The sequence below is a fragment of the Nocardia sp. NPDC052566 genome, assembly GCF_044547285.1.
In the GTDB taxonomy this organism is placed as follows: domain Bacteria; phylum Actinomycetota; class Actinomycetes; order Mycobacteriales; family Mycobacteriaceae; genus Nocardia.
This window is the reverse complement of sequence record NZ_JBIUAF010000003.1, coordinates 264,223-276,850: the sequence shown is the minus strand read 5'-3', so window position 1 is coordinate 276,850 and position 12,628 is coordinate 264,223. Positions and strand designations below refer to the sequence as shown.

Sequence of the window (12,628 nt, the reverse complement as noted above, 5' to 3'; positions counted from 1 at the left end):
CGCTACCGCGATCGACGGGAGTCGGGCGCATCGCAGCAATCGCGCGCGGGAATCCATAACACCTGGTCAAGCGTCCACAAGCCCCGTTCGGCGCATCACGGCTACCGTCTGCCGAAGATTCGCAGACTCGATGGTGCGCCGCACCATCACAAGCAATATGCTGTCCCTAACAAACCTATCGACTGTTTCGGCCAGCATATCCGGACTTTCCGGCCTGATAAGGGTGGAAATTCAGGACTGATTCTGATAGCAAGGGGCTATGGACCCGCATTTGCGCGACCTGCGGTATTTCGTCGCCGTCGCTGAGGAACTGCACTTCACCAATGCCGCACAGCGGCTGCACATCGCTCAACCCACCCTCTCGCGACAGATTCGCCAGCTCGAGCGCCAGCTCGACGTGGTCCTGTTCGACCGCAACCAGCGCAGCGTCGCGCTCACCGTGGCGGGCAAGGAGCTGCTCGAGGGCGCGCGCAAGATCCTGGAGCTGTGGGAGGTCACCAACGCCTCGCTGCAGGAGGCGGGTGAGGTGCTGCGCGTCGGCGTCCAGTCGGCGCTCGGGCGCGGACTGCTCAACGACCTGGAGAGCGCGAGCGGCCACCGCCTCGCGCTGCACGCCGCCTCCTGGACCGACCCGTCCAGCGGGCTCGCGGGCCGCCAGGCCGATCTGGCCCTGGTCTGGCTGCCGCTGCCCGATTCGAACCGCTACCGCTGGCAGGTGCTGCGCACCGAGCCGCGCTGGGTGCTGCTGCCGGAGAGCCATCCGCTGGCCGACCAGGAGAGCATCGACTTCACCGATCTGCTCGACGAGTCGTTCGTCGCGCTGCCCACCGAAGCCGGTGCGGTGCGCGACTTCTGGCTCGGCAACGACGCACGTGCGGGCCGCCAGGTGAAGATCGGCGCGGAGGCCGCGACGCCGGAGGACAAGCTCGAGGCCGTCAGCCTCGGACTCGGCGTCTGCCTGCTCGCCGAGAACAACGTGCCGATGTACCGCTGGCCCGGCCTGACCGCGCGCCCGGTGAACGGGCTCGCGCCGTGCGAGCTCGCGGTCGCCTGGCGCGCCGACGACAACCGGCCGACCATCCTGGAATTCGCGGGACGCGCTGTGGCGGGCGGCTTTTCGACGCTGTCGGGTTCCTGAGAGCTGAGCGGTTCGGCGACGCTAGCGATGCACGGTGCGCCGCCACGGGTGCAGCGTTTCCAGTTGCGCGGCGAGGCGCAGCACCGTGGATTCGCTGCCCGGCGGGCCTGCCAGCTGCGCGGCGACGGGGGTGCGGGAACGGGGGTGGGTGCCCATCGGTATCGATGCCGCGGGCCAGCCGACCAGGTTCCAGATCGGCGTGAAGGGTGAATACCTGGCGCTGGTGAGCGCATTCGCCAGCCAGCCGCCTGCGTGCCAGGCCCGCGCCCGAGGCGGTGGGGTGGCGAGCGCCGGCGTGATCACCACGTCGTAGCGTTCGAAGAATTCGAGCAGTCGGGTTTCCACCCGATCGATCTGAGCGGGGCGCACCAGCCGTAGTCGTTGGACGAGGCGGCCGAGCGCGAGATGCCTGCGGGTACGGCGTTGTAGTCGATCAGGATGCGGGAGGGTCGCGGCGTCACGGGTGCCCGTGGCCAGCCAGCGTAGGAAGAGGGCGAGCAAGGCGTCGCCGTAGGGCAGCGTCGTCGGTTCGACGAGGTGGCCTGCCGCGGCGGCGGCCGATCCCGCGGTGCCGGCCGCCGCGGTCCAGTGCCGGTCGACCCGGAAGAACCGGGACGGCGGGGCGACGGCGAGCCCGATGCGTAGTCGGCCCGGTGGGTCGACCTCGGCTAGGTCAGGTCGCGCGGCGAGCACCGACAGCGTCAGCGCCGCATCGGCGACCGTCGTTGCGAGCACACCGTTTTCGGCCATGCCCGACCACGAGTCGACACCGATCTCGGCGGGCACGGTGTGGCGCCCCGGCTTGATGCCGAACAGCCCGCAGCAGGCCGCGGGGATACGGACCGAGCCGAGCCCGTCGATGCCGTGCGCCACCGGAACCAGGCCCGCGGCCACCGCGGCCGCCGCGCCACCGGAGGAGCCGCCCGCGGTGCGCCCGACATTCCACGGGTTGCGGGTGATCCGGCCCTGGCTGTCGGTCATCGCCCAAAGTCCCTGTTCCGCAACGGTGGTGAGGCCGACGATCACCGCACCGGCCGCGCGCAGCCTGCGCACCACCGGATGGTCGGCGCCCGCGGGCGCGGTATCGGTGGCGGCCGAGCCCGCCAGCACGGTCTCGCCCTCGACCGGGATGTGGTGCTCGAGCGCGATCGGCACGCCCGCCAGCGGCAGCACGTCCAGATCGGAGCGCTGCTCGAGCGCGGCGGCCTCGGCGCGCGCCCGCTCGGCGCGAACCACGCTGAACGCGTTCACCTTCCAGTTCTCGGCGGCGATCAGGTCGAGCGCGGCGGCGACGGCCTCGGTCGGGGTCGTCGAACCGTCGCGCACGCTCGCCGCGATCACGGCGGCCGGGCCGCGTGGCGTACCCGCGTCGGCCGGGGTGTTCGAGTCGACTTCATGGACCACAATTGAACCGTCTGCTACCACTGCAGCGTCGTTGTACATGTGCTGATTCGCCCCCGTCGCTTCGTTGTCGAAATTCGGGTGATCCGCTGTTCAGCGGCAAGTTATCATTCCGAATACTGCTCGGGGGACGATGCCGTCGGGTGTGGCGGGATTTATTCCGGTGCACCGACCGACCAGTGCGGATTCTCTGGCGTCCGCCGAGCCACAAGGTCACGAATATGAACCCCAGGTCCGATAGAAGTCCCGAATCCGGTATGGGTTCCGAAGTCGATTCCCGGCCGATCCATACGGAATTCAGCGTGGTCGAAGCGTTCGCCGCCGCATGGGAAACCGCCGCGCGCCAAACCACGCTGGCACCGCCGGAGATCGCCGCCTACCTGCCGGACGCGCAGACGCTGCGCCGGGAAGCGCTGCTCGAATTGATCAGGGTGGACCTGCAGCACCGCTGGATTCGCCGGTCCCCCGCGCCGCGAGCGTTGGAGGCGGCAGCGGAGCGTGACCGCGAAGAGGCACGCGAACCGAATACCGTGCCCGCGCCGCGCAAGCGTTTGATCGAATACTGCGCCGAGTTCCCCGAACTCGCACCGGGTGACATTCCCGCCGGCCTGGTGTACGAGGAGTTCGTCATCCGCAGGCACAGCGGCGATCGGGTCGATCCCCGTGATTGCCTGCGCGAATATCCCGCACAAGCCACGGAACTGCGTGAGCTGCTCAATGCCGACGAGGTGGATCAGAGCACCAGAAGGGCCGCGCTCGACGAATCCACACTGGTCGGTTTCGCCCGCACCAGGACGGCGCTGTCCGGCGAACTGAACCGAACCACCGAGTCCGTTCGTAATACCGAAGTGACCCGCACGTCCGTCGACCTCACCGGCACGGCGACCGCGATCCCGACCACGATCGGTACCGGCCCCGGTCGCTACGACGCGCTCGACCGGATCGAGATCGGCCAGCGGATCGACGACTTCGACCTGCTGACCGGCCTGGGCAGCGGTGCGTTCGCGCGGGTCTTCCTGGCCAGGCAGCGCTCACTGCAGCGGCTGGTCGCGGTGAAGATCTCCGCCGACCACGGCACCGAACCGCAGACGCTGGCCCAGCTCGACCACGACTACATCGTGCGGGTCTTCGACCAGCGGCTGCTCGACGCGGAGGGACCGAACAGCAAGTCGGTGCGGCGGCTGCGGCTGCTGTACATGCAGTTCCTGCCAGGCGGGACGCTGCTCGGCGTGCTGCGCTGGGTACGCTCCACCCCGCCCGCCGAACGCAGCGGACAGCTGCTGCTCGACGCGGTGGACGCGGCCATGGAGGAGAAGGGCGAGATCCGCCCGACCGATTCCAGCGTGCGCGCCGAGATCGCCGGGCTCAGCTGGCCGGAAACCGTTGCGTGGCTTGGCCGCAGGCTGGCCGACGCGCTCGACTACGCCTCGACCCACGGTGTGCTGCACCGCGATGTCAAACCGGCCAATGTGCTGCTCACCGCCGAGGCGGTGCCCAAACTGGCCGACTTCAACATCAGCTTCAGCCGCAATGTGGCCGGTACCAGCCCGGTCGCCTACTTCGGCGGATCGCTGGCCTACATGTCACCCGAGCAGCTGGAGGCCTGCCATCCCGGCCGCGAGCGCACCGCGGCCGATCTGGACACCCGCGCCGACATCTACTCGCTCGGCGTGGTGCTGTGGGAGCTGCTGACCGGCGCGAAGCCGTTCGACGATTCCACCGCGGGCGCCGACGAACACGGCGACGACACCACGCTGGAGGCCATGCTGGAGCGGCGCAGCGCGGGCGTGGATCCCGGCGCGCTGCAACGGGTTCCGGCCAACTGCCCGGCCGCGCTGCGGCGGGTGCTGCTGACCTGCCTGGATCCGGAGCGGGCCAGGCGCTGGGCGAGCGGCGCGGTGCTGGCCAAACAGTTCGACCTGTGCCTGGACGCGCGGGCCAGGGAACTGGTCGATCCGGCCCCGCACAGCTGGCGGCTGCGACTTCGGTCGTGGCTCATTCCGGTGGTGCTGCTCGGCCTCGGCATGCCGAACGTGCTTGCCTCCCTCTACAACATCCAGCACAACCAGCACCTGATCATCGACCGGCTGCCACAGGACGCGCAGCACAGCTTCGTGATCATCACCGGCGTGGTGAACGCGATCTTCTTCCCGCTCGGCATCGCCCTCGTCGCGTACATGTCCCGGCTGTTGCTGACGGTGCCACGCGGGCTGCGCAAAGGCCGCCGCTACGACCCGGAGACGCTGCGCAAAGCACGGGCCGACTCGCTACTGCTCGGCGATCGCGCTGTCACCGTGGCGTTTTCGCTGTGGACGATCTCCGGCATCACCTTCCCGATCGCTTTGCAACTCGCGGCGGGCGGCATACCGGGCCGCGCGGTGGTGCACTTCCTCGCCTCGATCATCGTGTGCGGCGCCATCGCGGTGGCGTACCCGTTCTTCCTGGTGACCTTCTACATGGTGCGCTGCATCTACCCGATCTTCCTGCGGCACGGCGAGATCAGCGCCGAGGACGCGGTGTGGTTACGCGGGCTCGACCGCCGGTGCAACGGCTACCTGGCGGTGGCCGCGTCGGTGCCGCTGCTCGCGGTGGCCGGGGTCACCTTCCTGCCGCCCGGCGATATTCCGATGGTGATCGTCGCGGTGCGGGTGCTCTGCGCGGGCGGCATCATCGCGTTCGTCGGGTCCTATGTGCTGTTCCGAGCGCTGGAGGCGGATCTGCAGGCACTGGAACGGGTTGTCGCGCCGACTGATTCGTTAACACTCGACGAGGCGCCCGCGGAAACGCCATCGTGAGAACCACGCGTGCCGAGGCCGTCGCCGAGTTCGCCGCCGATTGGCAACGCAGTCTGCGCAACGAGCGGGTCAACCCGCCGCGACTAGCCGACTACGTGCCCGACAGCACCAGGGCGCGGATCGCCGTGCTCACCGATCTGGTGCGCATCGACCTGCGCAGGCGCTGGGATCTGGACGGGCTCGGCAAGCGGATCGCGGAGTACCGCAAGGAGTTTCCCGAATTCGACCAGAGCCCGGCGCTGGCCGAGCTGGTGTGCGAGGAGTTCGTCGCGCGGTGCGCCAGGGAACCGATCACGGTCGAGACCTTCCTGGCCGAATATCCCGAACTGGCCGACGAACTGCGCGAACGGCTCGATGCCTTGGCGGGCGCCGACGCGGGCACGGCCACCGCCGAGATGCCCGGCGCCGCCGCCGCGCTGGCGCCCGGCCGCCGGATCGACGACTTCGATCTGCTCACCGATCTCGGCGCCGGCGGGACCGGACGGGTCTTCCTGGCCAGGCAGCTGTCCATGCAACGACTTGTCGCCGTTCGGTTTTCCGCGGGCGCGGTCGGTGCGCCGCGCACCATGGCCAAGCTCGACCACCCGCATATCGTTCGCGTCTTCGACCAGCGGGTGCTGACCGGGGCGCAACCGGTGGCGCGGCTGGTCTACATGCAATACCTGCCGGGCGGCACCGCGGTGGAGGTGCTCGCGGCCCGCCGCCGAGGGCCGGAGACGGCGGGTGGGGCGCTGCTGCTGCGCGCCGTCGACGCGGCGATAGAGACCAAAGGCGAAATCCGGCCCGCGGATTCGCGGATCAGGGCCGAACTCCGCGCACGCAGCTGGCCCGCGACCGTTGCCTGGCTCGGTATCCGGCTGGCGCAGGCGCTCGATTACGCTGCCGGGCAGGGCATCGCACATCGCGCGATCAAACCGTCGAATGTACTGTTCACCGCCGAGGGGTCGCCCAAATTGGCGGACTTCACCGTCGGCACCGCGAGCGCACCACCAGCCGACGCCGACCTCGATGTGCCCCACGACGATTCGTTGCCCTACCGCGCGCCGGAAGAACTGGCGGCCGCTCTCGGCCACACCGCGGCGCGGCCGGATGCCCGCAGTGACATCTATTCGCTCGGCGCGCTGCTCTGGGAATTGCTGACCGGCGCGGCGCCGTTCGGTGACAACGACGCATCGCTGGAAACCGCCTTGGCCCAGCGTTCGCGCGGCGTCGAAAGCACCGCGCTCGAACGCATTCCGGCCGACTGCCCGGCCACCCTGCGCCGGGTGCTGCTCACCTGCCTCGAGCCGGATCCGGACCGGCGCTGGCACAGCGGCGCGATGCTGGCGCAGCAGCTGGAGCTCTGTCTCGACGACCGCGCACGCGAACTCGTCGACCCGGCCCCCGGCTGGCGAATACGGCTGCGGCGGTGGCGAATACCGCTGATCACCCTGGCCATCGTCGTGCCGAACGCCTTCGCATCCCTCTACAACATCCAGCACTCCACCAAACTGATCCACAGCAAGCTGAGCCTGCAAGCACAGCACCAGCTCGATATCGGTACGGCGGTGGTGAATTCGATTCTGCCCGCCGCCGCGACGGCGCTGCTGCTCTACCTGTGCCGCAACCTGATCATCGTGCCGCACGGCCTGCGGGCCGGGATACGCTACGGCCCTGAGACATTGCGCCGCGCCCGCACCGACGCGCTGCTGCTCGGCGACCGCGCGGTGTCGATCATCTTCACGATGTGGATGCTCTCTGGCATCTCGTTCCCGATCGTCATCCGGGGCGCCGGCGACGCCATCACCGCCAGCGACTACGCCCACTTCGTGATCGCGCACGCGGTCTGCGGCGCCATCGCGGTGACCTACCCGTTCTTCCTGGTGAACTTCTACGTCATCAGATACATCTATCCGATGTTCCTCAGCCACGGCGAGCTCAGCGTGCAGGACGCCGGACGGCTGCATCGCCTGCGGCGCAGATGCGGCGTGTATCTGATCGTCGCGGCGTCGATACCGCTGCTCGCGGTCACCGGCGCGACGCTGCTGTCGGAACTCGAACTGACGCAGATCATCGTCGTGGTGCGGGTACTGAGCATCGGCAGTGTGGTCGCGTTCGTGATCAGCTATGCCTTGTTCCGCACACTGGAGCAGGACATGCACGCGCTGGAGCGCGTACTGGCACCCACCAAATCGGTTACCCTACCCGGATGACCGCGCAGCGGCCGTTCGGACGGCTGGTGAGCCTGTCGCATGTGCACGACCCCGCGACGACACCGCTGTTCCCCGGCGACCCGGAATTCCGCACCGATATCGTGGCAACCATCGCCGACGACGGGTACTACCTGCGCTACATCCAGCAGGGCGAGCACACCGGAACCCATTGGGGCGCACCGATTCACTTCCACGCCGACGGCTTGGCCGCCGACGAACTCGACCTGGACGACTTGCTGCTGCCCGCGGTCAAGCTCGATCTGCGCGAACCCTGTTCGCGCGACCGGGATTACGCGATCAGCGTCGCCGACCTGCGCCGGTGGGAAACCGAACACGGCCGCATCCCCGACGGTTCCGCGATCGTCGCCTGGACCGGCTGGGATGCGCTGTGGGGCACACCGGAATTCATCGGCACCGGCGAATCCGCCGAGCACCAGCCGGGATTCGCCGTCGACACGGTCGAATGGCTGCTAGACACCGGACGTCTCGGCCGCCGCGGCGCGCTCGGCATCGACACCTTCGGCCCCGACCTCGGCACCGACGACACCTACACCGTCTCCAAACTCCTCTACCGCGACCACCGCATCAGCCTCGAATGCCTCGCCAACCTAGCCGCCCTCCCCCCGACCGGCGCCTGGATCCTAGTAGGCAGCCCCCTCTACCGCTCCGGCTCCGGCGCCCCCGCCACCATCTACGCCCTCCTCCCCTGACCCCTCCCCCGCCGAGCGCAGTCAAATGGCCCCTCCCGCCAGCGTGTCGAAGGGCCATTCGACTGCGCTCGGCAAGAGAGATATCGCAGCAGCGGGGCACGGCTCTGGGTGCACGGCAGCGGCCGAACTGTGCGCCGAGCGCAGTCGAATGGCCCCATGACACGCCGGTGAGTGGGGCCATTCGACTGCGCTCGGCGCGGGGTTAGACGGGGGTAGTGGGTGGGTCCTCGCGGGGTTGGGCGGCGGTGGCGGCTACGGCGATGACTACGAGGGTGATGCCCAGGATTTCGACGAGTTGGGGGCGCTGGGTGAGGAAGATGGCGCCGACTACGGCGGCGGTGGCGGGGAGTAGGGCGAGCAGGACGGCGAAGCGGGCCCGGCCGACTCGGCGCAGCACCACCTGGTCGAGTGCGTAGGGAACCGCGCTGGCCATGACGCCGACGCCGACGCCGAGCAGCCAGGTGCGCGGGTCGGCGAAAACCGTTGCGTCGACGGCGAGTTGCGGAACGACCACGAACGGTGCGAGCACGCCCGCCGCCACCGCCATGCCGACCGCAAGCGAATCCAGCCCCTGTCCCGCGTCGGCGACTCGCTTGCCGACCAGGATGTATCCGGCCCACATCACCGCGGCGGCCACCGCGAAGCCGACGCCGATCGGGCTCACGTCGAGTTGCACACCGGCGAGCAGGAATACCCCGGCGGCAACCAGAACCACCGCGAATATGTCTCGCGCCCTGCGTGATCCGAAGGCGGCGACGGCGACCGGGCCGAGGAATTCGATGGCGACCGCGGTACCGAGCGGAATCCGCGCGATGGCCTCATAGAACACGATGTTCATGACCACGGTGACGATGCCGAAAGCGGTGGCGACCAACACTTCTCGCCTGGTCCACGCGCGCCGCCACGGCCGCCGCCACAGCACGAGCGCCAATCCGCCTGCGGCCGCGCGCAACCAGGCGACGGTGGTCGGCTCGATGGTCTCGAACAAGAATACGCCGATCGCGGCGCCGATGTACTGCGAGGTCGCGCCGACGACGAACAGCAGCGGCATCGACCACGCCGGAATCGCGAAGCCGGAACGCCGGTTTCGCGTCGCTACGGAAGTCATTGCCCCGGACCGGAAGTCACAGCGGGGGCGGGATACGGCGCGACCGTCCCGAAAGGCAGCCGCGCGGCGACCGGCCTGGTCATCGCGATCGAACTCGTTGACGGGTCCGGGTATTCACCACTGCGGACATCGCCGGGTACCGATCCCCCGGCGAGCATTCGTAGGATCACACCCTGGAAAGTAGCAGGGCGGTCGCCGGGTCAGTTACCGCCGTAGACCTTCGGGTCCAGTGTGCCGATGTAGGGCAGGTCGCGGTAGCGCTCGGCGTAGTCGAGGCCGTAGCCGACGACGAACTCGTTCGGGATGTCGAAGCCGACGTGCGCGACATCGACATGGGTGCGCAGCGCGTCCGGCTTGCGTAGCAGCGTGACGACCTCGAGCGAAGCCGGGTTGCGGGTGGACAGGTTGCGCTTGAGCCAGGACAGCGTGAGACCGGAGTCGATGATGTCCTCGACGATCAGCACATTGCGGCCCGCGATGTCCTTGTCCAGGTCCTTCATGATGCGGACCACGCCGGAGGACGAGGTGGACGACCCGTACGACGAGACGGCCATGAACTCCATCTGGGTCGGGATCGGCAGCGCCTTGGCCAGGTCGGTCATGAAGAAGATCGCGCCCTTGAGCACGCCGACCAGCAGCAGATCGCCCTCGGGGGCGTCGGCCGGGTAGCGCTTGGCGATGAGCTCGGCCAGCTCGCTGGTCTTTGCGGCGATCTCTTCCTCGGTGATCAGCACCGACGCGATGTCGTCCCCGTACACGTCAGCTGATGTCCTTCCAGGCGGTGTCGATCCCGATCGGCCGATCCATTACATCAGCCGTCACTCATACGCAGTGTCAGCCTGCCATGTTCGCGCGCCGCAACCAACCTGCTGTCCGGCCTGCCGCCGCCGACCGCGACGCCACCTTGGCCACGCCAAGCCGTCACCAGTTCGTCGACGGCCCGTAAATGCTTGTCGGTCAGCGCTTTCGCACCACCCGCGAGCAGCCATGCTCGAATCGCCCGCCTGCGCAGTGCGGGCGGCGCAGTGGCGAGCGTCTCGATCGAGAGGTCCGCCCCGACGGCCGCGGTGTGCAATAGCTCACTCGCCAGCACGTCGAGTACCGCGCCGTCCTCCCGCAACTGTTCGGCGGTACGCGCGAGCGCCGCGGCGACCCCGCCACCGAGCACCTCCTCCAGCAGCGGCAGCACCTCGGTGCGCAACCGCACCCGGGTGAACTCGGGCGCCGAATTGTGCGGATCCTCGTGCGGCGCCACCCCCACATCCGCACACAACTGCCGGGTGACCTCGCGCCGCACCCCGAGCAACGGCCGCCCCCACGGCGCCGCGTACGCCGCCATCCCCTGGATGGACCGCCCGCCCGAACCACGCGCCAATCCGAGCAGCACCGTTTCGGCCTGGTCGTCAAGGGTGTGCCCGAGCAACACCGGTAAACCTGCGCGCGCCGAATCCAGCGCCGCATACCGCGCCCGCCGCGCCGCTGCCTCCATCCCCCCGTCACTCCCCACGGCCACCGCGATCACCCGGGCCGACCGACACCCGAGCCCGAGCGCCTGCGCCACCGCCTCGGCCGCCACCGCCCCCGACCCGGCCTGCAACCGATGATCAATCACCAACGCATCCACCGACTCCGCCTCGACCACCGCGGCCGCCGTCAACGCCAGCGAATCGGCGCCACCGGACAACGCGACCGCGACCCCACCCCCGACCGAATACTCGGCCAGCCAACTACGCACCGCCCGACGCACCTCGAGCACCGCCCCCGTCTCCGGCAACCGCCGCACCGGAGCACCTGCCTCCGGCCACGCACGGCGCACAGGCGGCGCGGAGTCCGTCCCCCGGCCATTCCCCACCCCTTGCACCCCACGGCTCATGCTCGGAGACTACCCACCGCCCCCGCCAGCACTATTCGACGTCCCGAACACCCGTCACGTGCGATTCGGACCAGACGTATGCGACGAGTCGCGGGCACAAGGCCGCCCCGATCGCTCACACCCCCCAGACGCACCTTCGCACCCGGAGCGCTCGGACGTACAGCCGCATACGGTTTGACTTGCCGCGCACCGTTTCGCATGCGATTCCCTACGCGGGCGATCAGATGGTGTGCGGCTGTGCGTGCCCGGAGCGCTTGGGCACCCGGCTGCTCAGCCGACCACGCGGCCGATCCAGCGTTCGGGTGTGGCGATTTCCTCTGGGCGCGGGAGGGTTTCGGGGTTGGTCCAGATGGCGTTGAAGTTGGACATGCCGACTCGGCCCACGACTTCGTCCACGAAGGCCTTGCCTCGGACGTACTGGGCGACCTTGGCGTCGACGCCGAGCAGGGCGCGCAGGAGGCGTTGCAGTGGGTTGGTCGGGCGTTTGCGGCGCTGGTCGAAGGCGGCGCGGATCTGGTCGACCGAGGGGATGACGGCGGGGCCTACGGCGTCCATGACGTGGTCGGCGTGGCCCTCCAGGAGCGTGCCGAGGACGAGCAGGCGGTCGAGTGCCTCGCGCTGCGCGGGCGGTTGGGTGGCGCGCAGCAGCCCGACGACGCCGCGCGCGTTCGGATCGTCGGCCGAATCGCCGCGGCGGCGCTCGCGCAGCTCGTCGACCAGGCGCGAGAGCATATCGGTCAGCGGTTCGTCGCCGACCTCGCCGAGCACGTCCACATTGCCGCGCATGTAGTCGGCGAGCCAGGGCGCCGAGGAGAACTGCACCCGGTGGGTCACCTCGTGCAGGCAGACCCAGAAGCGAAAGTCGGTGGGCGACACGCCGAGTGCGCGTTCCACGGCCATGATGTTCGGCGCGACGAGCAGCAGCGTCCCGTCGGGACCGGTGAACGGGTCGTACTGGCCGAGGATCGCGGTGGACAGGAACGCGAGCATCGCGCCCGCCTGCACGCCCGCGGGCTTGCCCGCGAGCAGCCCGCGCTCGGCGGTATCGGGTGCGGCGCCGGTGAGCTGGGACATGGAGTCGGCGGCCGCGGCGATCCAGCCGGGCCGGTCGACGATGCGCGCGGCGGGTACCGGCTTGTCGTCGAGCATCCGGCTGACCTCGCGCACCGGCCCCTCGGCCCGCTCCGATGCGGACGCCAGTTCGGCGACCACCTGTTCGGCGGCATAGCGCGAGGTCCGCGGTCCGGCGGGGACGAGCGCCGCGCCGGTACGCGCCGCGAGTTTCCAGTCGACGGCGGCGGAGAGCGCACCGCGCCGCCGCGTCTCGGCGACCACTACCTCCTGACCCGATTCGGCGGCGGTACCGGATTCGGCATCGCCCGATTGATCAGTGCCTCGGTTCATGGTCATC

The 12,628-nt window shown here is 69.4% G+C and carries 9 protein-coding genes; 4 read left to right on the top strand and 5 right to left on the bottom strand.

From position 1 onward, the window contains the following. Positions 1 to 259 precede the first annotated feature (259 nt). Complete coding sequence (locus tag ACIG5A_RS15390) at positions 260 to 1,138, top strand: LysR family transcriptional regulator (RefSeq protein ID WP_397240855.1); 879 nt, start codon at positions 260 to 262, stop codon at positions 1,136 to 1,138. A gap of 21 nt (positions 1,139 to 1,159) precedes the next feature. On the opposite strand, the gene ACIG5A_RS15385 is transcribed toward ACIG5A_RS15390, so the two are convergent. Beyond that, positions 1,160 to 2,542: an amidase gene (locus tag ACIG5A_RS15385; protein WP_397240854.1), complete on the bottom strand. Its 1,383-nt coding sequence runs from the start codon at positions 2,540 to 2,542 to the stop codon at positions 1,160 to 1,162. Between the two features lie 218 nt (positions 2,543 to 2,760). On the opposite strand from ACIG5A_RS15385, the gene ACIG5A_RS15380 reads away from it, so the two are divergent. The 3 genes from ACIG5A_RS15380 to ACIG5A_RS15370 are packed head-to-tail and all read left to right on the top strand — an operon-like array spanning position 2,761 to position 8,236. Next, positions 2,761 to 5,334: a serine/threonine-protein kinase gene (locus ACIG5A_RS15380; protein ID WP_397240853.1), complete on the top strand. Its 2,574-nt coding sequence runs from the start codon at positions 2,761 to 2,763 to the stop codon at positions 5,332 to 5,334. Next, a complete protein-coding gene (locus ACIG5A_RS15375; protein WP_397240852.1) occupies positions 5,331 to 7,526 on the top strand; it encodes a serine/threonine-protein kinase in 2,196 nt (731 codons plus the stop codon). Before ACIG5A_RS15380 ends, ACIG5A_RS15375 begins: the two co-directional genes overlap by 4 nt. Next, the gene (locus tag ACIG5A_RS15370; RefSeq protein WP_397240851.1) at positions 7,523 to 8,236 is read left to right on the top strand and encodes a cyclase family protein; all 714 of its coding nucleotides are present in this window, start codon (positions 7,523 to 7,525) and stop codon (positions 8,234 to 8,236) included. The genes ACIG5A_RS15375 and ACIG5A_RS15370 overlap by 4 nt, the downstream gene beginning before the upstream one ends. Positions 8,237 to 8,438: 202 nt before the next feature. Here ACIG5A_RS15370 and ACIG5A_RS15365 read toward each other — a convergent pair whose 3' ends face one another. The 4 genes from ACIG5A_RS15365 to ACIG5A_RS15350 form a co-directional block, all read right to left on the bottom strand. Then, complete coding sequence (locus tag ACIG5A_RS15365) at positions 8,439 to 9,344, bottom strand: EamA family transporter (protein ID WP_397240850.1); 906 nt, start codon at positions 9,342 to 9,344, stop codon at positions 8,439 to 8,441. 200 nt (positions 9,345 to 9,544) lie between these two features. Further along, positions 9,545 to 10,102: a hypoxanthine phosphoribosyltransferase gene (hpt, locus tag ACIG5A_RS15360; RefSeq protein ID WP_397240849.1), complete on the bottom strand. Its 558-nt coding sequence runs from the start codon at positions 10,100 to 10,102 to the stop codon at positions 9,545 to 9,547. A 53-nt stretch (positions 10,103 to 10,155) separates the two neighbouring features. Then, positions 10,156 to 11,127: a tRNA lysidine(34) synthetase TilS gene (tilS, locus tag ACIG5A_RS15355; RefSeq protein ID WP_397240848.1), complete on the bottom strand. Its 972-nt coding sequence runs from the start codon at positions 11,125 to 11,127 to the stop codon at positions 10,156 to 10,158. 360 nt (positions 11,128 to 11,487) lie between these two features. Further along, positions 11,488 to 12,621 (bottom strand): zinc-dependent metalloprotease, encoded by a 1,134-nt coding sequence (locus tag ACIG5A_RS15350; protein WP_397240847.1) that lies wholly within the window; start codon positions 12,619 to 12,621, stop codon positions 11,488 to 11,490. Between the last annotated feature and the right edge of the window lie 7 nt (positions 12,622 to 12,628).

Coding starts and splice junctions, on each gene's coding strand:
- ACIG5A_RS15370 (WP_397240851.1), top strand. CDS start 7,523: ATGACCGCGCAGCGGCCGTTCGGACGGCTGGTGAGCCTGTCGCATGTG.
- ACIG5A_RS15380 (WP_397240853.1), top strand. CDS start 2,761: ATGAACCCCAGGTCCGATAGAAGTCCCGAATCCGGTATGGGTTCCGAA.
- ACIG5A_RS15365 (WP_397240850.1), bottom strand. CDS start 9,344: ATGACTTCCGTAGCGACGCGAAACCGGCGTTCCGGCTTCGCGATTCCG.
- ACIG5A_RS15390 (WP_397240855.1), top strand. CDS start 260: ATGGACCCGCATTTGCGCGACCTGCGGTATTTCGTCGCCGTCGCTGAG.
- ACIG5A_RS15350 (WP_397240847.1), bottom strand. CDS start 12,621: ATGAACCGAGGCACTGATCAATCGGGCGATGCCGAATCCGGTACCGCC.